The organism is Francisella salina, from assembly GCF_000219045.1.
Lineage (GTDB): Bacteria > Pseudomonadota > Gammaproteobacteria > Francisellales > Francisellaceae > Francisella > Francisella salimarina.
The window spans coordinates 1,120,740-1,147,333 of the sequence record NC_015696.1; the positions used below are offsets into that span (position 1 = coordinate 1,120,740).

A 26,594-nucleotide genomic window follows, 5' to 3' on the forward strand; every position below is an offset into this window, starting at 1 on the left:
ATTAGTTTTGGAAAATTATATTAACATATTCAGATGTATAGGAAATATTAGTTAAGAGTAAATCTTTATAAATTTATCCCTTAGTTATCACTTCTAACAGTAACTTTATATTGTTGTAAATATAAAAACAGATGATTTTGATTATAAATTAGATTTTTAAATAGGTGAATTTACAAATATTAAAACTTCTTAATATCAATTCCTAACTTCTTTTGTAGTTTTTCAATATAAGAGAATTCAGTTTCTTTAATAATTAGAATACTATTGCCGGACTTACCCATACGACCTGTTCTACCTGCTCGATGTTGGTAATCTTCTGCTTTGGATGGGATATCATAATTTATTACAAAATCAACATCATTAATATCAAGTCCTCTAGCTGCAACATCAGAGGCAACTAAAACTTTGATTTGTCCACTTTTGAATTTTTTGATGGTATTAGCTCTATCAATTTTATTTTGTTCACCATGAATAGAGCTAACCCCACATTCTAGTTTATCTATTTTTTTTGTGACGAAATCAACATCATTGTTTCTATGTAGAAATACTATAGATTTGGAAGGAGATATTTTGTTTAGTAACTTTCGTAATGTATCGGTTTTACGATTACCATCAGCTGTGATATAGCTATGTTCTATAGTTTCTTTTTCTTTGGAGTTATCAATAAGCTCTAAATTTTCGATAAAACTACTCGCAATATCAAAGGCGTGGTTTTTGATAGTAGCAGAGCCTAATATATATTGTAGATTTGTGGTTTTAGAGATGATTTGTTTTAAAAGCTTTAAGCTGTCATCTTCAAGCATACGATCCGCTTCATCAATAATACAGTATTGTAGATGAGCAGCCTTTAGTTTTTTTTGATCGATAAGTTCTAGAATTCTGCCAACAGAGCCAACCACAATATTTGGTTTTTTCTTTAATTTTTCTTTTTGTCTGTCTATCGATGCTTTACCAATTAGTGCTAGTGATTTAATGCCTATACTTGAGAATGTCTCATTTATAAAATTACTAATTTGAATGGCTAACTCATGAGTAGGTGTGAAAAAAACAACTTGTGTAAGAGGTTTTTTATCTATTAATAATTTATTCATAATTGGCAAAATATAAGCAAGTGTTTTACCGCTACCAGTTGGTGACTTTAGCCAGATATTTTCTCCATTTGAGACTTTTTCAAAACTTAAAATCTGTGAGTTTGTAGGTGTTTTGATATTTTTATTTTCTAATATTTCTATGATGTTTTGGCTTAAGTTTAAGTCTGAAAATAACATGAACATTTATATTTAAATTGTTATATATGGATAATAGCATATTAGGATGATAATGGCCTAAATTGTTATATCTATTATCTAAGATATGATAATATTTTGCTCAAAAGATTTTTTTAAAATAAATTTATTAAATGAGAACGGACGATTTTGATTATAAGTTACCAGAAGAGTTAATTGCTAGCTATCCTTTAGAAAACAGAGATGCTAGTAGGTTGCTAAAGTTGAATAAGCAAACTGGCGAGATCGTAGATCATAAATTTACTGATTTTATTGATTTTATTAATCCTGAAGATCTGCTTATCTTTAATAATAGTAAAGTAATGCTAGCTAGACTATATGGTGAAAAAACTACAGGCGCAAAGCTTGAATATCTTATAGAAAGAGTTAAAACACCTAAAATTTTTGAAACACATATTAAAGCAAATCGCTCACCAGCGATAGGTAGTGAAATATATGTCCAAGACACTTTAGCAAAAGTATTAGAAAAAGATGGCGGAATGTATCTACTTGAACTGCAGGGTAGTAAAGATATCTATCAATTGATGGAAGAGTTTGGGCATATTCCTTTACCTCCATATATGAAGCGAGATGATGAAGAATTTGATGCTGAACGATATCAAACAGTTTATGCAAAAGATTTAGGCTCCGTAGCCGCACCTACAGCTGGCTTACACTTTTCAGAAGAACTAATCCAACAAATAAAAGCTAAGGGTACTGATATAGCTTATATAACTTTGCATGTTGGGTCAGGAACTTTTAAACCTGTCCAAGTCGATGATGTTAATAATCATAAGATGCATGCCGAGGTAATATCTGTATCTGAAGATGTTTGTGAGAAAATTCGCCAAACTAAAGCTAATGGTGGTAGAGTAATAGCTATTGGTACAACTTCTGTACGCTCACTTGAAACAGCAGGTCAAAGTGGAGAAATTCAACCTTACCAAGGTGAGACTGATATTTTCTTATATCCAGGTAAAAAGTTTAATGTGGTTGATGCAATGATTACTAATTTTCACTTGCCTAAGTCGACTCTAATTATGCTAGTCAGTGCATTTGCGGATAAAGAAAAGATTATGAAAGCATATGAGCATGCTATAGCTGAAAAATATAGATTTTTTAGTTATGGTGATGCGATGTTTATTTTTTAAAAAATAAGGAGTGTTTCAAATGAAGTACTTAAAAACAATAGTGTGTGTAATATCAATTGTTTTATTAGGTTCATGCTCAAATGAGCAAGATACTTCAAGTGCTAGCAGTAATGCATCAATTAAAAGTAACTTTAAAGATATGGGTGACTCAATAGGACATGCAGCAAGAGATGTGACAAGAAGCATAGGTCACGATTCAAGAAATATAGTTGATGGTGAATAGTCACTTTTAACACCTTTAAGATAATTATAATCTTTTCTTTGCAATAGCTATATCCTTTTAGCTTTTAGTAATTTATTATTATCAATATTAATGAAAATTAAGTTAGTTAGAGAATGAAGAAAGCATTTTTTTTTGATATTGATGGCACTCTAGTATACGAACATAAAGGAGAGCTTTTTGTCTCAGATAAAAATATCCAAGCAATCAAAAAATTAAGAAAGCAAGGTTATAAGACTTTTATAGCTACGGGTAGATCGCCGAGTTTCATTCCTTCAGCAGTCCTTGATTTGCCTATGGATGGTTATGTTACAGCTAATGGTTCTGTAGTTAGTGTTGGTGATAAACTTGTTTATGAGAAGCTATTCCCACAAAGTGCGATTGATAATGTTTTAGAGTTTTGTGAAAAACATAATCATGATTGGCTTTTTGAAGGTGAATTTGCGTATGTGAACAACCTTGAATCAGAAGATCTTAGTTACTTTTATGATAATGTGATAGTAAGTAAAGATAAGATTATCACAACACATAACTTATATAACGTAACAATTTACAATGCTTTAGTTTTGGGTAGAAATGTTGATACTGTAGCCTTAGAACATACGCTTGGAGACGAGTGTGTGATAGCTCCGCATAATGAAAATGGTTATGTTGACTGCTATTTAGCAGGACATACCAAAGCAGATGGTATAAATAAGGTTGTAGAATATCTAGATCTTGAAGGATATGAGACATACGCATTTGGTGATGGTAATAATGATCTAGAAATGTTTGATCGAGTTGATGTGGCTGTTGCTATGGATAATGCTTCCCCTCAATTAAAAGAAAAAGCAAGTCTAATAACTAAAGCAAACTATAATGATGGTGTATATTATGGTTTATTAAAGCTAGGCTTGATTTAGACTTTATTCTTCTGTAGTTTGTTTAGTAGTGGGGGCTAAAATTAACAAACAAAGGAAGATAAATGAATAAGAAAATTATATTTACTCTAAGTTTTTTACCTCTACTAGCATTAGCAGCAGATCAAAATCAAACATCTTTAAAGGGCTCTGATTTAATATCAACAGATACGGGAACCATCTATACTTATATATCTCCAAACACTCCTGATCAAAAATTTGAAACAGTTGTTGAAAATTGTAATGAAAACAAAATAGAGTGTACTTATCAGTTAAGAAACTACGATAAAGAAGGTAAGGTTAATGGATATAGTGAGTATACCTATGTCATTAAGAATGGTGCAGTTTTTCAAACGAATACCATGAAAATTAAAGATAATGATGGAGCTATTCGGACAGTGAAGCTTGGAGATTCTGAACTTCAAGATACTCCTTTATTTCCTCAAAAAATAGAGTTAAACAAAGCTGAAACTAGCATAGAAACTTATGATAACTATACTATTAAAGAAACATCAGAATATACTAAATTGATTCCTGAAATTAGTATTAATGATAATCTCTACAAAAATTGTGTGCAACTCGAATTAAATAATGTTGTTGATTTTAAAGATCATCCTGACAAAGATACAATATACAAGTCTAAGATTATTTACTGTGAAGGTATTGGAGAGGTATATCGTAAATACAGCATGTTTAATTACAAGGGAGAATATGTTTTGGGTCAAAAAGATGTTGTTCAATCTTTACATTCAATAACTAAAAATGGCAAAAAGGAAAGTTAACAATGAAAAGAGAGTTAGCTGTATTAGCTTTTTGTTTTTTGGCTTTATCAACAGCCTATGCAAATGAAGAAGCATTGAAAGGCAGTGATTATATTACAACAGATGTTGGAGCTACTTATACTTATGTTTACAATCGTTTAGATAAGCCTGCTAAACTTACCGCAGCATTTGATCTGACTGTTAAAAGCTGTAATGAATCTAAGACAAAGTGTGTTTATGAGACGGTAACTAAAATGGGTAGTGATAAACCTTATTTAGCTAACGAATCAGTATATAAAATTAAAGATGGTGTAGTTTATTTCTCATCTATTAAAAGTGGTAAACCTGATGGCACAATAGAAAATATTGATAGTAAACCACAAGAGCTTTTTCCTAAAGAAATTATTCTGATGAGATGTCTGATAGTCAAGGGACTTCGGTATTTACTAAAGTAATTCCAGAGATAGTAATAAATAGTAATACTTATAAAGATTGTATACGTATGGATAATAACGTTACCAATTGTTACAAGAATAAAGAAGATAATAGTAAGAATTGTCATCATACAATAGATTATGAGATTTATTGCAAAGGTGTTGGTTTGGTTACAGAAAATATTGACGGAGATACTTTGTTGCTTGAAAAAATTACTAAAAAGTAACTCTGTCAATCTTATTTTTATCTAAATAGTCTCTTGATATAGATCTTATTTAATAGGTTGGGTGTTGAATATGTTTGTTATAGTTTTAAGCTTTGTATTAATTGGTGTTTTGGTGGGTGTGTTAGCAGGCATGTTTGGCTTTGGAGGAGGCTTAATTATTGTTCCAGCAATTGTAACATTTATCTCTATTCATGAATCATTATTTGTATCTAATTCTATGCATATTGCTGTTGCAACATCCTTATTTGTTATGTTTTTTACCTCTATAAAAACAACATATGCTCACTATAAAGCTAACAATATAATCTGGAGTATTGCCTTAAAGCTAAAGATGGGGTTAATAATTGGTACAATTTTAGGAGCTACTATGGCAAGTTATCTTTCTAGCAGTCTATTAGAATCTTTGTTTATAATATTTTTGATATATACAGTTATTAAGTTAGTCTTAAAAATGCTAAATAGTGCGAAATCCACAGCTGATGAATATTATACTAATGTAGATAAACCTTTGCCGATATTGCTGTATATTTATGGAATTTTCACAGGTTTTGTTTCAGTTGTATTGGGTATTGGAGGGAGTATAATTATTGTTCCTTTTTTAAGAAGCCGTAACTATAGACTCACAACAGCAGCTGCAATTGCATCATCAATAGTACCTTTTTTAGCACTTTTTGGAGCTATCTCATATATTGTAGCTGGTTATGGGTTATCAAATCTACCTTATTATTGCTTAGGGTTTGTATATCTACCAGTAGCGATTAGTTTGATAGTTGGATCATTCATGGGGGTATCAATGGGAGTTAATTTATCAGGTAGAGTCTCTCAAAAAATACAAAATAGGGCTTATTTAGTGATTATGATTACTATACTTATAGTTATGATTCTCTAGGCTTTGTAAATGCTAAAATATAGAAAAGAGGAGCATTTATAAGCGCAATTATATATTTAATAAATAATGTTGAAATTATAACTTCAAAAACATATTCCATTGGGATAATACCAGCAAATGCAAATCCATAAGTTATAAGCGTAGTATCAAGAATCTGTGATATCAAAGTTGAACCAGTGTTTCTTAGCCATAACCATTTTATATCAGAACTAAAGTTTTTTATCTTAGAGTATATAAGTACATCAAATAGTTGAGATACAAGATAAACTAGGTTTCCGATAATTACAGCTTTTAAAGCGCCACCATCTATTGAGAAAAATAAATTTAAAGAGTTATTTATATCATTATAGAAATCATCATTTAAGCTTTTGTATAGCGTTGAGATAAACATCAAAAGCACGAATGATAGACCGAAAAAGATCGATTTTAGGACAGCTTTGCGTGCTTCTTGCCGACCATATTTCTCGTTAAGCAAGTCATTTGCTGTAAATATGCCACCAAACATTACATTACCGAGTGTTGCAACAATATGAAAACCAGCAATATCGTAAGCAACGCCTTTGTTAACTTGGATATTTGCGGCAATAACACTAATAACTATAAATATATGTAATCCTTTTTTGCCAAAAAGCTTATAAGCTAGAAACAAGACAAAGAAGTCTACAAAAGTAAATAGTATTAAAAGATTGAAATTTGTCATTTATATTCCTTTAGTTTTGTTAACCCTGGATAGTTACGAACAGGGGATCAAAAATCTGCTATAATATAGCAAAATAGTTTATCAATAACAAATAAACTTTATAAAGGAGTTAAAATGCGTTTTGCTCATGTGATGTTGAGAGTTAAAGATTTAGATAGATCTATAGATTTTTATACAAAGATATTAGGTATGACTGTTCAAAAAAGGATGGATAACTCAGAGTATAAATATACTTTAGCATTTCTTGGTTATGTGGATGTTTCGGATCATACTGTATTGGAGCTGACATATAACTGGGGCGATCATGATTATGATCATGGTAATGCTTTTGGTCATTTGTGTATGCAGGTGGATGATGTCTATAAGGCATGTGAAGATGTCAAGGAAAAGGGCGGGGTTGTAACTCGTGAAGCAGGTCCTGTAAAAGGAGGTACGCAAGTTATAGCATTTATAAAAGATCCAGATGGTTATCAAATAGAGCTTATCGATTAATGAATAAAGACAAGTTAAATATACTAGTAATTAGGGGATACTATAGTAAAGGCGATAGTGTTGAGCATATTGATATTGATGGTATCAAAATTAAAGTAACAACTGTGGCTTTAGGTCGACCAGTATTTGTAAAGCGTAAGCTTAAAAGAATTATCAATAAGTATAAAGTTAGTGCTGATAATTACGATCTTATCTACGCGATATCAATGTCTGCTGGGATTTCATCTTTAATTGATGAAGCCTTATATCAAAGACTACACTTAATTACACCATTTTTTATTCATCATAAAACAATGAGAGTTCTTGGTAAGATCAAGATTAGAAAGATGTTAGGAGCATACTTATTACTATTGTTTAATGGAAAACTTGGGAAATTCCATGAAGCAATAAAGGTTACTTTAGCTGAGAACGATAACGTTGTTGATAATAAATTCTTTGAGAGTACTTGGGGAAGTGTCAATCTAATCAAAGGAATAGATCATACCCTGACTAAAGAGGTAGTTGAAGATATTATTAGAAAAGATATTGAGAATTTGAGAAAAGAAGTTTTTGGTGGAGAAGAAGTCTGTTAGCTATTGTGTCTTATAGGCAATAATTCTTAATCGGACATAATCTGCATACCACTTATTGTTTTTGTACAGATATGGTTTAGCAATTCTTTCAGCATATTCTAAGAATTCATCAGTATTAGTTACTTTATCTAATAAATTCTTTCTAAAAGTCATAGCCCAGTTTCTAAAGCCATCAGAGCCTTCTAGTAGAGTAGGTCTTTCAAATAAGATGGCATATTTGACTAAAAAGCCATTACTTTCAAGTAGAGAAGTATACTCCGAAATACTTGGGTAAAAATTTTCAAGAGCATAGTCTTGGATAGCATATTTTTGAGATGCTTTATCTAAACTTGCTAATAGATTTTTTATATTTCCTTTACCGCCCATCTCCAAAACAAATCTGCCATTTTTCTTCAAAATTTTATTTACATTTTTTATGACAGCTGTTGGGTTTAGCATCCAATGTAATGCGGCATTTGAAAAAACAGCATTAAAACTCTCTGAGTTAAATGGTAAATTTTGTTGAGCATCTGCTTCTATGAACTCTATATTTGGATAATTTTTCTTAGCTTGATTTAACATCTGATTTGAAACATCAATACCAACTATGCTAGCTCCTTGTAATCTTATTTTATTAGTAAGCTCACCCGTACCGCATCCAATATCTAAAATTTTCTCATCTTTTTGAGGGCCTAGAAGCTCAACAATTTCGTTGCCATATTCTGTGACAAACTTACCTATTGAGTTATATGATTTTGGTTCCCATAAATTATTATTGCTCATGGTTTATTTTAACCTCTTGATATAGTTGAGTGATGAAATAACCAGTATATAAGCAAGCCCCATATACCAAAGACTAATCCAACAAGTATCCAAATGTTTTTTGGTAAAAGTATTGTGGTTATTCTTCTGTCTAAGACTCTGGGGATATCTTTAGCTATCCCTAAACCACAAAAAATATGAATCAAAACTGTAAAGGCAGTAATAATGGGTAGTGAATTGTTGATTAATGTTGTTGAAATAGTACTTACATCCATATTTAAAACCTTTAAAATACAATTTTTGAGTGTGCTTTTGAACTATAGGTATGCATATAATGTTCAGCTACTACTTCTAATACTTCATCAATACTATCTACAAGGGTTAGAAGGTTAACTTCTTCTTTACTAACTACGCCTTTTTGAACCAAGGTGGTTTTTATCCACTCCATTAATCCGCCCCAGAAATCTTTACCATAGAGTATAATTGGCATTTTGACTTTTTTACCTGTTTGTATCAGGGTTGTAATATCAAAAAGCTCATCTAGAGTACCAAAGCCACCAGGCATAACTATATATGACATAGAGTGTTTGATAAACATCGCCTTACGCGTAAAAAAGTATCTGTAGATTAAAAAGACATCTTGATAGCTGTTAGGTTTTTGCTCATGCGGTAACGTTATGTTAAGACCAACACTGGAGCAGGAGCCTTGCTGTGCACCTTTATTTCCTGCTTCCATAATTCCAGGACCACCACCTGTGATAACAGCAAAGCCATGATTTGACAAAGATTTAGCTAGTTCAACAGTATCTTTGTAGTACCTATCATCTTCGGAAATTCTTGCTGAACCAAATATACTGATAGCCGGAGATATCTTATCTAATCTTTCATATCCTTCGACAAGTTCGGATGATATTTTCATAATATCCCAACTTGCTTTAGCCTTGTCAAACCCCATTTCGCTAGATGGTGCCGAGACTATTTTTTTTTCTTTCCAATGCATTGATAATCGCCTTTAAATTAAACTAGTGTTTTATAATACTATTAAATTATTATATAATTATATCCATTAGCTTGAGATAATACTACATTGTCGATGCCGGTTGTGTATGTTCGGGCGGAGTTTAAATTTAATCTACTAAAGGAGATATTAAATGGGTTTTTTAGCAGGAAAAAAGATACTTGTTACTGGTCTGTTAAGTAATAAATCAATCGCTTATGGTATTGCCAAAGCTCTTCATAGAGAAGGTGCAGAGCTTGCGTTTACTTATGTTGGTCAATTCAAAGAAAGAGTTGAAAAATTAAGTGATGAGTTTAATCCAGCTGCAGTTTTGCCTTGTGATGTAACCTCTGATCAAGAGATGAAAGATCTATTTGTGGAACTTGGTAAAGTTTGGGATGGTCTAGATGGTATTATTCATTCGATCGCATTTGCTCCACGTGATCAGTTAGGTGGAGATTTCGTTGATACTGTAACTCGTGAAGGTTTCTCTATAGCTCATGATATTAGTGCATATTCTTTTGCAGCTTTAGCTAGAGAAGGCCGTGAAATGATGAAAGGTAGAAAAGGCTCTATCGTAGGTCTTACATACATTGGAGCTGAAAAAGCTATGCCTAGTTATAATACTATGGGTATTGCTAAAGCATCTTTAGAAGCTACTATGAGATATACAGCTCTTGCTTTAGGTCCAGATGGAATAAATGTAAACTGCGTTTCAGCAGGTCCTATTAAAACTTTGGCAGCTTCAGGTATTTCTAACTTCAAAAAGATGTTAGATTATAATGCTACAGTATCACCACTTAAGAAAAACGTTGATATTATGGAAGTTGGTAATACAGTTGCATTCTTATGTTCTGATATGGCTTCTGGTATTACAGGCGAAAATATTCACGTTGATGCTGGTTATCATAGTGTTTTGATGGGTAATGTTCTTTAGTTTTAAAATATCTTAATTTAGTTTTATCTAACTCAATCTTATATATTTCATATAATAAAAATTGATATATTTTATAAAAAATATTAGTTTTAATTATTTGTTCTGATCGTTGATAATAACCTTACAAAATTAAATTTATAAGGTTGTTTATGAAAAAAAGAGCTTTAAACTTTGTGTTTGCTTCAATATGTGCTTTTGGAGTATCACAAGGTGTTGCACAAACAAATCCACAGTGTTTAGATAAATCTTTCACTCTACAGCTTCTTGGTTCTGGCGGGCCAATTACAGATGATGCCAGAGCGTCAGCAGGTGAGTTAATATGGATTGATGGAAAATCTAAAGTTTTGATTGATGCCGGTGGTGGTACATATCTTAGATTTGGTCAATCAGGAGCTAGATTAGAGGATTTAGATTCGATCAATATGACTCATTTTCATGCTGATCATTCAGCAGATATTCCAGCAATATTAAAAGGAGCATATTTCTCCAAAAGAACAGAAAATCTCCCATTTTCAGGCCCTACAGGCTCAGGCTTATTCCCTAGTGCGACTGATTTTCTTCAACGAGTTTTTGGTGAAGAGCATGGTTCTTTTGCATATTTACATGGAATACTTACAGCTACTGATGGCTTCCCATTTAAGCTTGACCCTGTGAAAAATATTGACTATACAAAATTAGAACCAACGAAGGTCTTTTCAAATGATGAGTTTACTGTTTGGGCGTTAGGTATTCCTAAAGGCGATGTTCCAACTTTGGCATATAAGATTGTATCTAAGAAAGGTACTATCGTTGTAACAGGTGCCGGTGGTAGTAATGATCATGATAAGTTTAGAGATGCGTTTGTTAAATTTGCAAAAGATGCAGATATTCTAATGATGCCAATGCCGATTGATGAAAGTGCTGATGCAGCAGGTAGTTTCTTACATGCTAAACCATCAGTCATTGGACAAGTTGCTGCGGCAGTTAATCCAAAAGCATTAGTTTTAAGTCATTTCTTAGGTAAAGGTTTAGTGCTTAAAGATGAATCAACAAAAATAGTTAAAAAGTATTATAAAGGACCTGTTTATGAAGGTCGAGATTTAGCATGCTTCCCAGTTAATGGAATTAAATAGGAGAATTTAATATGAAAAAAATACCTTTAACAATTGCTTTAACAGCTTCTATTTCGTTTGGTATTGCTTTAGCAGAAGAAGCAAAAGCACCAGTTACACAAGCTCAAAGTCTTCAGGATTCATCTGAGAGTAGTCCAATAGCTCAAGGAGAAGGTAAATGCGCGAGTGGTAAATGTGGCTCACTTAAAAAATTTGGTGTGGTTGATGTTGATGCTGATGAGCAAGATGGAAAACTTGTCAGAGCAAGAGATGGTAACTGTGGTACAAAGGTGTGTAAAAGTTATGGTAAGCAAGATAAAAAAGAGATAGCACAGTTGGGTAAATGCTCTAATGGAGTTTGTGGACAATGATCGGTAAATGTCAAGGTATAGGTTTAAGATCTGAACATCAATCAATATTATCAACACAAAAAGTTGAAGGGATTGATTTTCTTGAGCTTTCTCCAGAAAACTGGATGGGCTTAGGCGGGTTTAAGCAAGACTACCTTGACAAGGTCGCTAGTATTTATCCTATCATAGCTCATGGTTTGAGCCTATCTATAGGTGGATTTCAGCCACTTAATAAGAAATTTCTGAATAAAATTAGAGCATTCTTAGATGATTATAGTATTGAGATATATAGTGATCATTTATGTTTTTCTGATGATGAAAAAGGGTATTTATATGATCTTTTACCAGTTCCTAGAGAGAAAGAAAATATTTCTTATATTTGCAATCGCATAGAGCAGGTTCAAGAGATTATAAAAAGACCACTTACATTAGAAAATATATCATATTACTACCAATATGATAATGATATGAATGAGCTAGATTTTATCAATGAGATTCTACAGAGAAGTGGTGCGAAAATGCTTCTTGATATAAATAATGTTTATGTCAATGGACATAATCATAACTATGATGCTTATGAATTTATAAAGGGTATAAATAAAGATAACGTCAATTATTACCATATAGCAGGGCACTATAAAAAAGATGATTTCATTTTAGATACTCATGGTAAAGATGTAATACAGGAAGTAAAAGAGCTAGCTAAGTTTGCTGTAGAGCAACATGGTTGGCACCCAATGTTACTTGAGCGGGATCATTTTGTACCAAAGCTTGATGATTTGGTGAGTGAGTTAAATAGTATAACAAATGTTATAGAGGACAAAATATGAATATATCAGAATCTATCAAGACTAAAATGCAAAACTTTACTCATGCTATTCGTTACGGTAGTGCTAGTGATGAAAAGATACAAATGTATCGTGAGTTTATTGTTGGTAATGTATCTAGTGTTTTAGAAAATACTTTTCCTTACTTTAATAAACATGCTTCTCAAGAGTTAAAAGATAAGATTTTAAAAGTTTTTTTTGAGGACAATATATCATCTGAGCCAGCATTTCATCAAATAGCTACAGAGATACTAAAATCTTCAAAGTCCGTGAAAATGAATGAAAAATTATCCAAATTAATAGAGTTTGAGTGGCTACTTTTCTCTATAGAAATAGATGAATCTAAAGTTGTTGAAAATATAGAAATCACTAAAAGTATAAGTTTTAAAGATATCCGAAATATAAAAGAAAATCCAACACTAACTTTTATACTACTTCCTTTTGATATAAATGATTTGGATGAAGAAATAAGTACAGAGCAAAATATTATGTACGCGCTTTATCGCAATATAAACCATAGAACTTCATACCAAAGAATATCTACACTTGAGTACGCTGTGTTAAGTTCAGCATTAGAAAAAGGAGTGGATATTTTTGAATCAGATGATTTTAAGCAAATAAAAAATGAACAACAAGAGTACTTAATTAATCGTTTAGTCTCTTGGCATAACCAAAATATGATTACTTTATCAGTATAAGGAGCAATTTATGATAAATAGAATATATGATATATATTACAAGATTATCCAAAAGTTTCAGTCTATCGACTTTTTACTTTTGTTAGGTATAAGACTCTATTTAGTACCGACTATGTTTGTAGGGGCTAGATCAAAAATAGAGGGTTTTAGTACAACTGTGGCATGGTTTGGTGCTCCAGCTTCTCAAGGTGGTTTAGGTATGCCTATGCCAGAAGTTATGGCATTCTTAGCAACTTCTGCAGAAGTTATCGGCTGTGTTGGTATCGCATTAGGCTTATTTACTAGACTTGTTTCTATTCCAATGATGTTTGTAATGGGTGTTGCTGGTGCTGCGGTTCACTGGGCTCATGGATGGCCTGCGATTGCAGACAAAACTGCAGAATCTACACAGAGACTAAATGATCTATTTGTATGGTTATCACAAAACTTCCCAGATAGATATAACTATGTTACTGCGCTAGGTGATCCTGTAATGCTTAATGGTGGTATGGAGTTTTCTGTTACATACTTCATTATGTTATTTACATTATTCTTATACGGTGGTGGAAGATATGTAAGTGCTGACCATTGGCTGAAGAAAATTTTTATAAGAAACTAGTGTTATCTAAGCCCTAACTTAACTAGGTCGTGCATGGTAATTATACCTTCAACATTATTCTTACCGTCAACCACTGCTAAACTAGTGATCTCAAATTTTTCCATTTCTTCAAGTGCTATAATTGCCATTTCATCACTTGAAACTGTTTTAGGATTCTGACTCATAACTTCACTAATCGCTCTCTGAGAATTAAAGTTCTCGGCTTCAAACATTCTTCTTAAATCACCGTCAGTAAATATGCCTAAGAGCTTGTCATCATCAACAACCAATGTGCTGCCGACTCCTTTATCACTTATTTCTAATATTGCTTTACGTATGTTATCCGTAGATTTGACTTTCGGTATTTCATTACCTTTGCGCATAATGTTTTCAACTTTTAGTATTAGTTTTCTACCAAGTGCGCCACTAGGGTGAGAAAAAGCAAAATCTCTAGCAGAAAAATTTTTAGCCTTAAGCAAAGCGATTGCTAAGGCATCACCTAGAACTAATGTTGCAGTTGTACTAGATGTGGGCGCAAGATTAAGAGGGCAAGCCTCTTTATCAACACCTAAATTGAGTGTTACATCACTATTTTTAGCCATTAGTGAATTTTTATTACTAGTAATAGAAATTATAGGTATACTAAGATGTTTGATCATCGGCATAATTCCCATAATCTCACTAGAATTACCAGAGTTAGATATTGCTACTACAACATCTTTGTTTGTAATCATACCAAAATCACCATGACCAGCTTCGCCAGGATGGACAAAGAAAGCAGGTGTTCCTGTGCTTGCAAGTGTGGCAGCAATTTTTTTGCCAATCTGGCCTGATTTTCCCATGCCAGTTATAATCACTCTACCTTGATTGTTTTTCAAAATGATGTCGCATGCTTTTTTAAAGTCATCACCAATAGATTCCTTTAATTTCTCTAAAGCTTGTATTTCAAGTTCAAATGTTTGTTTGGCATTTTCAATATGATCCATTTTGTTATTTTCCTTTATTTATTATAAAAAGCAATTAGCACTAGATATTATAGTTTTTGAGATTTATTAGCTCAAATATTTTTTATTGTTATGTTAAAATTATTTTTAATTTTTATATGTTTAGATAATTAGCAATGAGAAAATTTCAGGTTAACCCTTCGATACTATCTGCTGACCTGGCAAGATTAGGAGATAATGTTAAGACAGTTTTGGAAGCAGGAGCTGATAATATTCATTTTGATGTAATGGATAACCACTATGTGCCTAACCTTACGTTTGGCCCTATGGTTCTTAAGGCTTTGAGAGATTATGGTATTACAGCTGGCATGGATGTTCATCTTATGGTTAAACCAGTAGATAGCTTGATTGAGAGCTTTGCTAAAGCTGGTGCTAGTAGTATTGTATTTCATCCAGAAGCTAGTGAGCATATAGATAGAAGTTTACAGCTTATCAAGTCCTTTGATATTGATGCGGGTCTAGCTCTAAATCCAGCTACAGGAATAGATTGTCTAAAATATGTTGAAAGTCATATTGATAGGATATTGATAATGTCAGTAAATCCAGGCTTTGGCGGTCAAAAATTTATACCAGCAATGCTAGATAAAGCTAAAGAAGTTTCTCAGTGGATTAAATCAACTGGTAGAGATATCTTACTAGAGATAGATGGTGGCGTTAACCCTAATAATATTGCAGAGATTGCAGCTTGCGGAGTTGATGCTTTTGTAGCTGGGTCGGCTATTTTTAACTCAGATAGCTACAAACAAACTATTGATAAGATGAGAGATGAGCTCAAGAAAATCTAGTATGATACTTAAGCTTAAAATTATAGAACTCTTTTTTTCTTCAATAATAGTTTTATTGAGCTATTTTATACCTCTACATATTTTTGATTATGATATTAGCAACTTTAGTAGCTTCAACTTTTTAGCATCATTTATAGTAGCTATTGCACTGCTAACATTTCTTATTGCTGAATACACAAATGGTGAGAAGATTTCAAAATCAAGAAATATACTAAAAGTAATATTATGTTCATTTACGATAGCAATAGTGATTACATCTTTAGCCTTTTTTTTGAGAGGTTTTGCTTTTCCTCGTAGTATTATTCTTATTGGTTTTATTATTCAGTTTATAGCTTTATCGGTATTACGTGTCTACTTTAGGAGGCTGATGCGGAATACTATTTATAACAGTGTATTGATTATAGGATGTCATGGTGAACAAGACTGGCTTTTTGATAAAGCAATGCATTCTAAGTTGCCTAATGAAACCGTGAATGGCTATCTATGTATAGATATAGATGGTTTAACGTTGGTTGATATTATCAAAAGTTATACTAAAGTTTTTATTTCAGATAAAGCTCTAAAGCAACTTGCTGATAATGATTTATCACTTTTGAGTCAGTGTAATGTTGAGATGGTGATTATACCTCGAAAGTATGAAATATCTATTTGGGGGGCTGTACTTATACCTCTTGGTGATAGTCTAGCGATGAGTATCAAAAACTTTGGTCTATCTTATGAGGCTAAAGTTATAAAAAGAATTTTTGACATTATATTTAGCTTGATTGCTATAGTGTTAATGGCTCCAATAGTGTTTATAACAGCTCTGGCAATCTATATCGAAGATAAAAGCTCTCCTTTTTTTATCCAAGAAAGAGTTACTAGAAATGGTAAAAAGTTTAAATTGATAAAATTTCGTAGTATGAGAATAGATGCAGAGTCGCAAACCGGAGCTATATGGGCAAGTAATAGTGATGATAGAATTACAAAGATTGGAAGAATAATTCGTCCTATATGGTTAGATGAATTACCACAATTTTTTAATGTATTAAAAGGTGATATGTCAATAGTAGGGCCAAGACCTGAAAGACAAGAGTTAATCGATGAGTTTGCAAAAGAGACTCCTGAGTTCTTGTATAGAACCAAAGTTAAAGCTGGAATTACAGGATATGCTCAAGTTTTGACAAGCTATGCAACTTTGCCGGAAAATAAGCTTAAGCTCGATCTTGTATATATTAGAAGATGGAGTTTTGTTTTTGATTTACTTATTATTATCGAGACAGTTAGAGTTATTTTTATGAAGATTTTCAGTATATTTCTATCAAAAAAAGAGACAATAGATAGTAAAGTATTAAATCAGGTGGATGATAACTACATAGAATATACGCATAGGTAACGGCTGTATGAGATTAACAGAGTTTGAGATAAAGTCTATAATCGCAAGTTTTAAACAATGTTTTGATTCGGGGGATATATACTTATTTGGTAGTAGGATAGATGATACTGCCAAAGGTGGAGATATAGATCTTTATATAGATACGCAAGATACTTCAGATTTAGTTACCAAAAAAATACAATTTATAAATATTCTTAAATGTATAATCGGTGAACAAAAAGTTGATGTGATTCTATCTATTGATAAAACTAGAGATATAGAGAAACAAGCATTAAAAGAAGGTATAAAGTTGGATATAAATAAACTCAAACAAGATAAGATTATTAATGAATGTGAAAAGCATTTACAAAGGCTAAACTATGCTAAAAAGGAGCTTAAAAGTAAGTTTCCATTGAGCCTAGAGGCTTATCAAAATTTATCTCAAGAGGATATGCAGGCTATTGATCAATTTATTTATAGATTCTCTAAGCTTCAAGATACTATTGGGGAGAAGCTAATAAAAATAGCTTTTGCAAAATATGAGGAAAATGTAGACAAATACTCATTTATAGATATTTTAAATCGTTTAGAAAAAGCAGAGATATTGATTGCTCAAGATTGGAAAGATCTTAGAAACATAAGAAATGAGCTATCACATAACTATGAAGATGATCCTGTGCAGAGTACAGCTATTTTAAATTTAGTATATGAAAAAGAGCAAGTTTTAGAAGGTATTTATAGTTCAATGAAAAAGATATTAGCAAATTAGTTGAGTAAAATTATGAATAAAAAAGTATTGGTAACAGGTGGTGCAGGCTACATAGGTAGTCACACGGTTGTTGAGCTTCTTGATAGAGGACATCAAGTTGTTGTCGTTGACAATCTTTCAAATAGCAAACTATCTGTAGTTGATAGAGTCAAGACAATCACAGGCAAAGATTTTGATTTTTATCAGATAGATCTTTTAGACAAAGATAAGTTAGAGAAAATCTTTCAAGAGCATAGTATAAATGCGGTGATTCACTTTGCAGGTCTCAAAGCTATTGGCGAGAGTGTACAGAAGCCTTTGGCTTATTATCATAATAATCTATTAAGTACACTAAATTTGCTTGAGTTAATGCAAGAGTACCAAGTTTATGATTTCGTATTTAGTTCTTCAGCAACTGTATATGGCATGAACAATACACCACCATTTGTAGAGGACATGCAACTTAGTGCAACTAATCCGTATGGTGCTACTAAGCTAATGATAGAGAATATTTTAGCAGATTTGTATAAGGCTGATAATAATTTTAATATTACATGTCTCAGATATTTCAATCCTGTAGGGGCTCATAGTAGTGGATTGATTGGTGAAGACCCTCAAGGTATTCCTAATAATTTAATGCCTTATGTTGGGCAAGTGGGGTCAGGTAAATTGCCTAAACTTAGCATTTTTGGTGGCGACTATGATACTAGGGATGGTACTTGTATTAGAGATTATATCCATGTAGTAGATTTGGCTATAGGGCATATATTGGCAATTGAGCATATCTCAAAAGCTAAACCAGATTGGCGAGCATATAATTTAGGTTCAGGTCATGGATGTAGCGTACTAGAGATTGTCACAGCTTATGAGAAAGCACTTGGTAAAAAGATTCCATATCAAATAGTAGCTAGAAGAGCGGGTGATATTACAGAGATGTCCGCGAGTGTTGCCAAAGCTAAACAGGAACTAGGTTTTGAGACACAAAAAACTATCGATGATATATGTGTTGATATTGTTAGGTGGCAGAATTACGCCAAAGAGAATGATATTTAGAGAATGAAAATCTTACATGTATTTAAATCATTTTATCCAGAGACTTATGGTGGTATTGAAAAGTTCATACATGAGCTATCAGTTGCTATGTTTAAAAAGTATGATTTAGATATACATATTCTGGCTATGGGTAAAGAGAATCAAACTATACACAAAGATTTTTATACATTGCATTTTGCTAAAACAAATTTGAATATAGCTTCAACAACTTTTTCATTATCGGCAATTAAGAAATTCAAAGAGTTAGCTAAACAAATTGATATTATTCACTATCACTTTCCATATCCTTATGCTGACTTGTTGCAGACTATTTGTAGAGTAAATAAGCCATATGTAGTTACTTATCACTCAGATATTATCAAGCAAAAAAAGTTGATGATATTGTATAAACCTTTAATGAGAAAGTTTCTCAATGGTGCAAAATATATTTTACCAACATCTCCTAATTATCTTGAGAGTAGTGAGATTCTTAGGGAAATAAAAGTACCTAAAAGAGTTATTCCAATGAGTTTGGATAAATCAGATTATAATATTGATGAGAAAAACTATTTATATTGGAAAAATAATATTGGTTTTAAGAAATTCTTCATTTATATTGGAGGGCTTAGATATTACAAGGGATTAGATGTGTTGATCGATGCAATACAAGGGCAAGATTATCCACTTGTTATAGTTGGTGATGGTGATCAAAGTGATCTGCTGGAGCAAAAAGTTAAGCAAAATAGTCTGCAAAATGTAAAATTTGTCGGTGCATTAGATGATAAAGATAAGCTATCTTTGTTGAAACTAAGCTATGCTTTAGTACTACCATCAAATGTGCGAACAGAAGCTTTTGGATTGGTTTTACTTGAGGCAAGTATATTTGCTAAACCAATGATAACCTGTGAAATTGGTACAGGTACAACTTTTGTAAATATTGATAAGCAAACTGGATTAGTAGCTAAGCCAAATGATAGTCAAGATTTAGCTAAAAATCTCAAAGAGCTTTGGCAAGATGAGCAAAAAGCTCAAGAGTATGGTAAAAATGCTAGAGCTAGATTTGATGATATATTTGATCTAGATAAAATGGTTGAAAGTTATAAATTAGTTTATGATGAAGTTATAGAGAGCGGTGTTAAGTGAAACAATTTTTTAAATATTTCTTCGGTATTTTAGAAACCACTCAGAAAAAAAAGTTTTTTTTATACCTTGTTTTATTATTTCTAGGTTCTACATCCTCTATGCTAGGTGTTGGGGCAGTTATTCCTTTTGTGAGTGTCTTAGTCAATCCAAATCAGTTTGATAATATAAGTTTTTTAAATGGTATTAGCCATTTTCAAATAGTGCTTATAAGTATAGTATTATTGATCTTAGCTTTTTGGATCAAGAATATAATTGGTGTAGTATTATTTTGGTTTCAAACCAAATTTTTAAACTCTATAGTTCTTAGTATTCAAAAGAAGCTATTCAAACTATATATATCGATGGATTATGAATCTCATTTATCTAGAAGTACGCCAACACTTATACGTAATATAAATGCTGAAACTAATCAGTTATCTGGAGGAATAATTAATCCTCTAGGAATATTAGCTACTGATTTATTTTCATGTATATTTATAGTTGCTTTATTGTTATATATAAACTTCTTATTTAGTTTTTTTACTTTGCTTATTTTGGGAGTTTCATTATTTATCTTTATGTTAAAAATAAAAGGAATTTTGACTAAATACGGTAAACAAAGAGCAGAAGCTTGGAAAAGCATGACTCAAACAACTATGAATGGTTTATCAGGGATCAAGGAAATAAAACTTTATAACAAAGAAAAAGTATTTATAAATGAGTTTGATGAAAAAGCAACCATGCTTAACACGTCATCAGAGTTTAATCAAATATTTCAAATTCTTCCAAGATTTTTTATAGAAGCTATAGCGATTACATTTGTTTTGGTTACTTTGTTAGTCCTAATAGCTTTTGGTGAGTCGACAAATTCAATTTTTATACTGTTATCAGTTTTTGGAGTTGCTGCAACACAGCTACTACCGGCTCTTAATAGAATTATGCAAGCGATAACCAGTATCAGATACTCTCTTCCAGCTTTAAAAGTAATAAATGAAGAGTTAGGAAAATATCAAAGCTATTCAGATAGTGTAGAAGATAGTTTTAATTTAGATATAAAGTTTGAAAAAAATATCCGTTTAGAGAATATTAGTTATAGCTATCCTGATGGTACTCAAGCTTTGAAAAATATTTCTGTGACAATAGAAAAAGGTAAAAAAACAGCTTTTATAGGACCTTCAGGCTCTGGTAAAAGTACCTTAGTTGATTTGTTAATGGGATTTTATATCCCACAAAGTGGAAGTATTTATATAGATGATAAACAAATTAATAATACTAGGGCAATACAAAGACTATTTGCATATATTCCACAACAAATTATACTCTATGATACATCCATCAAAGAGAATATTGCTTTTGGTGAGCCAAAAATAAACATAGATGAAGCTAAGGTTTGGGAGTGTCTAAAAATGGCACAACTTGATGATTTTGTTAGTAATTTAAATAAGGGGATAGATACTTTTGTTGGTGAAAATGGTATTAGACTCTCAGGTGGTCAGCGCCAACGACTTGGTATAGCTAGAGCATTGTATCAAAATCCACAAATATTAGTGATGGATGAGGCAACATCAGCTCTAGACACAGAAACAGAAAAAGAAGTAACAAATGTTATAAAAGAATTAAAAGATATAACTATAATAACAATAGCACATAGACTTTCTACTATAGAAGGGTATGATAAAATATATAAGTTTGGAAAAGATAATGAAATATTTTAAGAATATTTGGATTTGATGGTAATAAATATGATTTTTTTAAAAAAATATATTAAAAAAATATTATTTACATTAGATAAGAATATTTATAAATATGGTGATGCTGAGTTAGAGCTTTCTATACTACAGAATAGACATTTATCAAGTAGTATAAATAGAATCGAAATAAATGGACTACTAAATGGGCACTATAAAGTAGGGATTTACGCTGATATTGAAATCATATCTAGCTGGATGAGAGGGTTGCTTAAGATTTTTTCAAATTCAGAAGTTACCACTAATGTTTTTGAAGATCATAATATTGATTTCTTTGTAGTGTGGGGTATGAGTACATATCAGAAAAGAGAATATTTTAGATATTTAATAAATTTTAATAAAAAAGTAATTTTTATGGAAGATGGATTTATAAGAAGTATATATCCTTATTCTAAGAAGAATAATTCTTTATTATCTATTAGTTGTGCGTATGTTATGGATACTAAAACTCTTTACTATGATGCTACAAAAGAGTCAGATCTTGAAAATCTTATTAATTCTGATTTTAAGTTGTCAGAAGATATGTACAGTAGAGCATCAAGTTGTATACAGAAAATTATTAATAATAATATCTCAAAGTATAATCATCAGCAAATTATTGATCTTAATTTTGCAAAAGACAAAAAGAAGGTTTTGGTCGTTGGGCAAAGTCAAGGAGATATGTCTCTAAAATATGGATTATGTGTAGATAATTCTTTCAATGATATGCTTTTATCAGCTATAAATGAAAATGAAAATTCAGAAATAATTATTAAAATTCATCCTGATGAATTAATTAAAAATAAAAATAGTAGCTATATCAAAAATCTTAAAAAAAAGCAGAATGTGAAAATTATTGATTATGAGATAAATCCTATTTATTTAATAAAACAAGTAGATATAGTGTATGTTTTGACATCACAGTTAGGTTTTGAAGCATTGATGTGTGGTAAAAAAGTTGTTTGTTTTGGAGCTTCCTTTTATTCTAATTGGGGCTTGACTGATGATAGAATTATAGTTAGAAGAAGGCATAAAAAAAGATCAATTGAGGAGATTTTTTATATGACTTATATTATTTATTCAAAATACTATAATCCTCAGACAAATGAAAAAGAAACATTAGAAGGTATTTTAGACTTTATAATAAATCAACGAGTTAATTTTTTAGGATACTAAGTATTTTTATAAATAAGGGGTAAAACATTTAATGAGTTATTGTGAATTTATAACTATAGTTATACCTGTATATAATATACAAAAATATTTATCTAGATGTTTAGATTCAGTTATTAATCAAACTTACAAAAATCTAGAGATTATATTGGTAAATGATGGCTCTACTGATAATTCTCTGGAAATATGTGAGAATTATGCAAAAAAAGATAGTCGTATAAAAATAGTTAATAAAAATAATGGTGGATTATCTAGTGCAAGAAATGCAGGGCTAGATATTTGTAAGGGTAAATATATATCTTTTATAGATAGTGATGATTGGGTTAGTTTGGATTATATTGAGATTTTATATAAAAATATTATTGATAATAATGCAGATATTTCTATTATCAACTCAATCAAAGTAAAATCGCAAAGTGATTTTAATTTTAAAGAGCAAAAAAATATACCAGATAATTATCTTAGTTCTATAGAATTTGCTTTCGATAATACTCTACCAGTAATGGCTTGTGCGAAACTATATAAAATAGAATTGTTTGAGAATCTTAGGTTTACTAATTATATTATCTTCGAAGATGAAGACATTATGTATAGATTGTATTCTCAAGCTAATAAAATAGTATATACTGATTATGTTTGTTATTTTTATTTACAACGATCTGATAGTATAATTGCTAGCAAAATGTCTAGACAAAATCTTATAAAATCAATGAAGAGTTTAGCTTTTGTTATAGATAAAAAAGAGAAGTTTTTTAAGGATAAAATTAATATTCCGTATAACTTCTATCTGGATTCTCTTGGTTTATTAGGTCGATATTATGCAAAGAGCTTTTTATATTATGATAAAGAATTAAAAATGCAAAGAAAAAAAATAAAGATTTTTATTAATGAATTTCTTGATAAATCAAAAAGTGTAGATAGTTTTCGCTATAAAATAAAAAAGATAGTTATTAGGTACTTTATAGTTCTTTTCTTATTTAAAAAATAAAACTGGTAGTAAATTATGCATAGCCATTTAGTATCTATAATTATTCCAATATATAATACTGAGGAATATCTTGTTAGATGTTTAGAATCAGTAATTAATCAAACATATCAGAATCTAGAGATTATTCTAGTAAATGATGGGTCTACTGATGATAGCTTATCCATTTGTAAAAAATATAAACTAACAGATAAGAGAGTTATTTTATTAGATAAACAAAATTCTGGACAAGCATTCGCTAGAAATAGTGCTTTAGATATAGTAAAAGGTGATTATGTTACATTTATTGATAGTGATGATTGGGTTTCTTTAGATTATATCGAGGCTTTATATTCAAATTTAAAAAAATATGATGCTGATATTTCTATATCCGCTACTATGTTATGTAATTCTAAGGATATTTTTGTATCAGATTATGATAATGTAGATATTTTTGATAATAATTATCAAGTTATTAAAGCTTTTTTAACGCGTAGATTATCATCTATGACTTGTGGTAGTTTGATTAAATCTCAAATTATAAATGATCTTAGATTTAGACATTTTATAGCTTATGAAGATTTGGATTTTTTTTATAAGATCTATGCAAAAGCACAAGTAGTGGTTAAAAGTTATAAAGTTAGATATTTTTATTATCAGAGAAATGATAGTGTGATGGGTAACAACCGTTTAAATTTCTCAGATGAGCATCTTGCTTGTTTAAAAAAAATATCAGCAGATTATGAGATTTATTTTGTTAAAAATCATCCTATGTTTGGGGGTGATATTTATATGTACATTTTGGGTCATATAATCAATAATTATATGAAAGAGTTAACTGGAAAAAATGAGTTATCCAAAGGAATTCTAAAATTATATCGGAAGCTTTATACTAACTGTCGAAATTCTAATTATGATCTAATGCTAAGATATAGGGTATTTTTTTTATTCCCTAGGTTAGCAACTTGGTCATATTTATTGGTAAAGAAAATATTTAAAAATTCAGAAATTAGAAAATAATCTCAAGAGTGATAATTATGGTAATAGGAATAGATGCTTATATTTTAAGTAAAAAAGTAATTACTGGTATAGGTAGGTATACTTTAGAAATGGTCAAGGCATTATCTAAAAATACTAATGTTTCTATAATTCTTTTTTCACCACAAAAATTACAAAACGATATAAAGAGTCAATTAGATAGTAATATTAAGATAGTTGAATTTAATTTATCAAATAAGGTGCTGCATATTTTCTGGTATCTTTTTTTACATAAGATTATTTCAAAATACAATTTAGATTACTTTTGGGGACCTTCTCATAAACTTCCTAAAAAACAAAAGGATATAAAGTATATAGTTACTATTCATGATTTGGTTTACAAAGTTTATCCAAATACTTTAATGAGGAAAACAAGGCTTTTAGATACATTTAGAGTACCTCAGTCCATTAAAAAGGCAGATATTATTTTGACTGTGTCAGATTCAACAAAAAACGATGTTATAAAATACTTTGGGGATAATAACAAAGTTCATAGAGTATACTTAGGTAATAGTTTTACTAATGTGAAAACAAGAGAGAGTAATATAGAGCAAAAATATATTCTTTTTGTAGGAACTGTTGAACCAAGAAAAAATATTGAAAACTTAGTAAGAGCTTATTCAAAACTGTCACAAGACATTAAAAATAAATATAAATTGCTTATAGTTGGAGCAAAGGGCTGGGGCAAAGTTGATTTAGATAGTTTATTGGATTCTTTAAACTTAAATACTAATATTAAAGTTTATAATTATATAACTAATGAAGAGCTAGCAAGTCTCTATAAAACTGCTAGTTTATTCGTTTATCCTTCATTATATGAAGGTTTTGGTTTACCAATTCTAGAAGCTATGAGCTATGGAGTTCCTGTTATATGTTCAAAAACATCATCTATGTCGGAAGTGCTAGGTGATGCTGGCATTCTTATAGATCCTCAAGATTATTATAGTGTTGCAGAGGAAATCCAAAAAGTTTTAGATAATGATGATTTACAAAGTCAAATGTCTATGATGTCATTAATGAGATCTAAATATTTCTCTTGGGATAAAGCAGCAGCCGAGATGTATGATATATTAGTTTCTAAGATGTTATAATGTTTGCAACTTTAGTCTAATTATGAATTAATAATGAAAACCTACATATTTGATTTAGATAACACTCTTTACTCTTACAGAAATGGTCTGTTTGATAGCCAAATGGAGAGAATGAGTGATTATATCAAGCTAAAACTAAATATTTCAGATACCGACAAAGCTAATATAATTCGTGATGAACTATATTATGAGTTTGGATCTACTATGCTTGGGATGATGCGTTATCATAATATCGAACCTAAAGAGTTTCTTGATTATATTGATAATATTGAGATTAGTCATTTCAAGCCAAATGAGAAACTAAATAAATGTATTAATGATTTGAGAAAAAATAATCGTACTTATATTTTTACTAATGCTTCTAATTTTCATACCTATAGGGTTTTAAAACAGTTAGGTTTAGATGATAGTTTTGATGGTATCTTGACTATAGAGGATACTGGCTTAGTATCTAAGCCAAAGACTAAATATTTTGAGATAGGACGAGAGAAGTTTGATATTGATTTTGATAATGCTATCTTCTTTGAAGATTCTTCACATAACTTAGTACCCGCTAAGCATTTAGGAATGGAAACTGTATTAATTCACGCTGATGACCATAAATCAGAGGCTAATTTCTATGATAATCAAGAAATTGATTATTATGTTGCAGATGTTGAGTCATTTTTTGAGGGTGATTATTTAGCTAGGAGATAACAATAAATGATACCGTCATCCTGAATTTGATT

General features: G+C 30.7%; 32 protein-coding genes. 26 read left to right on the forward strand and 6 right to left on the reverse strand.

The genetic code is table 11. The features are described from left to right. Positions 1-179: 179 nt before the first annotated feature. Positions 180-1,268, reverse strand: a complete 1,089-nt coding sequence (locus F7308_RS05425) for a DEAD/DEAH box helicase (RefSeq protein ID WP_013922851.1) — start codon at positions 1,266-1,268, stop codon at positions 180-182. Positions 1,269-1,399: 131 nt separating this feature from the next. On the opposite strand from F7308_RS05425, the gene queA reads away from it, so the two are divergent. The 7 genes from queA (at position 1,400) to F7308_RS05455 (ending at position 5,846) form a co-directional block, all read left to right on the forward strand. After that, a complete protein-coding gene (gene queA, locus F7308_RS05430) occupies positions 1,400-2,416 on the forward strand; it encodes a tRNA preQ1(34) S-adenosylmethionine ribosyltransferase-isomerase QueA (RefSeq protein ID WP_013922852.1) in 1,017 nt (338 codons plus the stop codon). Between the two features lie 19 nt (positions 2,417-2,435). Next, positions 2,436-2,639: a hypothetical protein gene (locus F7308_RS05435; protein WP_013922853.1), complete on the forward strand. Its 204-nt coding sequence runs from the start codon at positions 2,436-2,438 to the stop codon at positions 2,637-2,639. Positions 2,640-2,752: 113 nt separating this feature from the next. Further along, the gene (locus tag F7308_RS05440; protein WP_013922854.1) at positions 2,753-3,538 is read left to right on the forward strand and encodes a Cof-type HAD-IIB family hydrolase; all 786 of its coding nucleotides are present in this window, start codon (positions 2,753-2,755) and stop codon (positions 3,536-3,538) included. A gap of 62 nt (positions 3,539-3,600) precedes the next feature. Continuing rightward, the gene (locus F7308_RS05445) at positions 3,601-4,317 is read left to right on the forward strand and encodes a hypothetical protein (protein WP_013922855.1); all 717 of its coding nucleotides are present in this window, start codon (positions 3,601-3,603) and stop codon (positions 4,315-4,317) included. Between the two features lie 2 nt (positions 4,318-4,319). Next, positions 4,320-4,751 carry a hypothetical protein gene (locus tag F7308_RS05450; protein ID WP_013922856.1) on the forward strand — a complete coding sequence of 144 codons (432 nt, stop codon included), beginning with the start codon at positions 4,320-4,322 and terminating at the stop codon, positions 4,749-4,751. Next, positions 4,712-4,957, forward strand: a complete 246-nt coding sequence (locus F7308_RS10295; protein WP_232215338.1) for a hypothetical protein — start codon at positions 4,712-4,714, stop codon at positions 4,955-4,957. The genes F7308_RS05450 and F7308_RS10295 overlap by 40 nt, the downstream gene beginning before the upstream one ends. A 70-nt stretch (positions 4,958-5,027) precedes the next feature. Further along, positions 5,028-5,846: a sulfite exporter TauE/SafE family protein gene (locus tag F7308_RS05455; protein WP_013922858.1), complete on the forward strand. Its 819-nt coding sequence runs from the start codon at positions 5,028-5,030 to the stop codon at positions 5,844-5,846. Here F7308_RS05455 and F7308_RS05460 read toward each other — a convergent pair. Then, a complete protein-coding gene (locus F7308_RS05460; protein WP_013922859.1) occupies positions 5,833-6,546 on the reverse strand; it encodes a queuosine precursor transporter in 714 nt (237 codons plus the stop codon). The two genes, F7308_RS05455 and F7308_RS05460, sit on opposite strands and share 14 nt — an antisense overlap. Before the next feature lie 114 nt (positions 6,547-6,660). On the opposite strand from F7308_RS05460, the gene gloA reads away from it, so the two are divergent. Further along, the gene (gene gloA, locus F7308_RS05465; RefSeq protein WP_013922860.1) at positions 6,661-7,038 is read left to right on the forward strand and encodes a lactoylglutathione lyase; all 378 of its coding nucleotides are present in this window, start codon (positions 6,661-6,663) and stop codon (positions 7,036-7,038) included. Then, complete coding sequence (locus tag F7308_RS05470) at positions 7,038-7,610, forward strand: hypothetical protein (RefSeq protein ID WP_013922861.1); 573 nt, start codon at positions 7,038-7,040, stop codon at positions 7,608-7,610. Before gloA ends, F7308_RS05470 begins: the two co-directional genes overlap by 1 nt. On the opposite strand, the gene F7308_RS05475 is transcribed toward F7308_RS05470, so the two are convergent. From F7308_RS05475 to F7308_RS05485, 3 genes are read right to left on the reverse strand one after another with little or no spacing between them, the layout of a single operon-like run. Beyond that, the gene (locus F7308_RS05475) at positions 7,611-8,372 is read right to left on the reverse strand and encodes a class I SAM-dependent methyltransferase (RefSeq protein WP_013922862.1); all 762 of its coding nucleotides are present in this window, start codon (positions 8,370-8,372) and stop codon (positions 7,611-7,613) included. Positions 8,373-8,380: 8 nt separating this feature from the next. After that, positions 8,381-8,626, reverse strand: a complete 246-nt coding sequence (locus F7308_RS05480) for a hypothetical protein (protein WP_013922863.1) — start codon at positions 8,624-8,626, stop codon at positions 8,381-8,383. Between the two features lie 11 nt (positions 8,627-8,637). Then, a complete protein-coding gene (locus F7308_RS05485) occupies positions 8,638-9,351 on the reverse strand; it encodes an LOG family protein (RefSeq protein ID WP_013922864.1) in 714 nt (237 codons plus the stop codon). A 151-nt stretch (positions 9,352-9,502) separates the two neighbouring features. Between F7308_RS05485 and F7308_RS05490 the strand changes: the two genes are divergently transcribed. From F7308_RS05490 to F7308_RS05515, 6 genes are all read left to right on the forward strand, one after another. Further along, entirely contained in the window at positions 9,503-10,285 is a 783-nt protein-coding gene (locus tag F7308_RS05490) for an enoyl-ACP reductase FabI (RefSeq protein WP_013922865.1), read from the forward strand. Positions 10,286-10,434: 149 nt separating this feature from the next. Then, positions 10,435-11,397 carry an MBL fold metallo-hydrolase gene (locus F7308_RS05495; protein ID WP_041263710.1) on the forward strand — a complete coding sequence of 321 codons (963 nt, stop codon included), beginning with the start codon at positions 10,435-10,437 and terminating at the stop codon, positions 11,395-11,397. 11 nt (positions 11,398-11,408) lie between these two features. Continuing rightward, positions 11,409-11,747: a hypothetical protein gene (locus tag F7308_RS05500; RefSeq protein WP_013922866.1), complete on the forward strand. Its 339-nt coding sequence runs from the start codon at positions 11,409-11,411 to the stop codon at positions 11,745-11,747. Further along, positions 11,744-12,556 (forward strand): DUF692 domain-containing protein, encoded by an 813-nt coding sequence (locus F7308_RS05505; RefSeq protein WP_013922867.1) that lies wholly within the window; start codon positions 11,744-11,746, stop codon positions 12,554-12,556. Before F7308_RS05500 ends, F7308_RS05505 begins: the two co-directional genes overlap by 4 nt. Continuing rightward, complete coding sequence (locus F7308_RS05510; protein ID WP_013922868.1) at positions 12,553-13,251, forward strand: HvfC/BufC family peptide modification chaperone; 699 nt, start codon at positions 12,553-12,555, stop codon at positions 13,249-13,251. Before F7308_RS05505 ends, F7308_RS05510 begins: the two co-directional genes overlap by 4 nt. Positions 13,252-13,261: 10 nt before the next feature. After that, the gene (locus tag F7308_RS05515; RefSeq protein ID WP_004287493.1) at positions 13,262-13,849 is read left to right on the forward strand and encodes an HvfX family Cu-binding RiPP maturation protein; all 588 of its coding nucleotides are present in this window, start codon (positions 13,262-13,264) and stop codon (positions 13,847-13,849) included. A 2-nt stretch (positions 13,850-13,851) separates the two neighbouring features. Here the strand turns inward: F7308_RS05515 and F7308_RS05520 are convergent, their stop codons facing one another. Beyond that, positions 13,852-14,814: a KpsF/GutQ family sugar-phosphate isomerase gene (locus F7308_RS05520; RefSeq protein WP_013922869.1), complete on the reverse strand. Its 963-nt coding sequence runs from the start codon at positions 14,812-14,814 to the stop codon at positions 13,852-13,854. Between the two features lie 134 nt (positions 14,815-14,948). Between F7308_RS05520 and rpe the strand changes: the two genes are divergently transcribed. The 11 genes from rpe to F7308_RS05580 are packed head-to-tail and all read left to right on the forward strand — an operon-like array spanning position 14,949 to position 26,562. Then, a complete protein-coding gene (gene rpe / locus F7308_RS05525; protein ID WP_013922870.1) occupies positions 14,949-15,617 on the forward strand; it encodes a ribulose-phosphate 3-epimerase in 669 nt (222 codons plus the stop codon). Then, on the forward strand, positions 15,598-16,992 hold the full coding sequence (locus tag F7308_RS05530; RefSeq protein WP_041263711.1) for a sugar transferase: 1,395 nt from the start codon (positions 15,598-15,600) through the stop codon (positions 16,990-16,992). The genes rpe and F7308_RS05530 overlap by 20 nt, the downstream gene beginning before the upstream one ends. A 7-nt stretch (positions 16,993-16,999) precedes the next feature. Further along, complete coding sequence (locus F7308_RS10195; protein WP_013922872.1) at positions 17,000-17,740, forward strand: nucleotidyltransferase domain-containing protein; 741 nt, start codon at positions 17,000-17,002, stop codon at positions 17,738-17,740. A 12-nt stretch (positions 17,741-17,752) separates the two neighbouring features. Continuing rightward, positions 17,753-18,772 (forward strand): UDP-glucose 4-epimerase GalE, encoded by a 1,020-nt coding sequence (gene galE / locus F7308_RS05545; protein ID WP_013922873.1) that lies wholly within the window; start codon positions 17,753-17,755, stop codon positions 18,770-18,772. Between the two features lie 3 nt (positions 18,773-18,775). Further along, a complete protein-coding gene (locus F7308_RS05550; protein ID WP_013922874.1) occupies positions 18,776-19,894 on the forward strand; it encodes a glycosyltransferase family 4 protein in 1,119 nt (372 codons plus the stop codon). Further along, positions 19,891-21,588 carry an ABC transporter ATP-binding protein gene (locus F7308_RS05555; RefSeq protein WP_041263713.1) on the forward strand — a complete coding sequence of 566 codons (1,698 nt, stop codon included), beginning with the start codon at positions 19,891-19,893 and terminating at the stop codon, positions 21,586-21,588. The genes F7308_RS05550 and F7308_RS05555 overlap by 4 nt, the downstream gene beginning before the upstream one ends. A 27-nt stretch (positions 21,589-21,615) precedes the next feature. Next, positions 21,616-22,776: a capsular polysaccharide export protein, LipB/KpsS family gene (locus tag F7308_RS05560; protein WP_041263922.1), complete on the forward strand. Its 1,161-nt coding sequence runs from the start codon at positions 21,616-21,618 to the stop codon at positions 22,774-22,776. Positions 22,777-22,807: 31 nt separating this feature from the next. Next, on the forward strand, positions 22,808-23,761 hold the full coding sequence (locus F7308_RS05565) for a glycosyltransferase family 2 protein (protein WP_013922877.1): 954 nt from the start codon (positions 22,808-22,810) through the stop codon (positions 23,759-23,761). A gap of 15 nt (positions 23,762-23,776) precedes the next feature. Continuing rightward, positions 23,777-24,757: a glycosyltransferase family 2 protein gene (locus F7308_RS05570; protein WP_013922878.1), complete on the forward strand. Its 981-nt coding sequence runs from the start codon at positions 23,777-23,779 to the stop codon at positions 24,755-24,757. Between the two features lie 17 nt (positions 24,758-24,774). After that, the gene (locus tag F7308_RS05575; RefSeq protein WP_013922879.1) at positions 24,775-25,866 is read left to right on the forward strand and encodes a glycosyltransferase family 4 protein; all 1,092 of its coding nucleotides are present in this window, start codon (positions 24,775-24,777) and stop codon (positions 25,864-25,866) included. Between the two features lie 33 nt (positions 25,867-25,899). Further along, positions 25,900-26,562, forward strand: coding sequence for a pyrimidine 5'-nucleotidase (locus F7308_RS05580; RefSeq protein ID WP_013922880.1), 663 nt, complete (start codon positions 25,900-25,902; stop codon positions 26,560-26,562). The last annotated feature ends 32 nt before the right edge of the window (positions 26,563-26,594 follow it).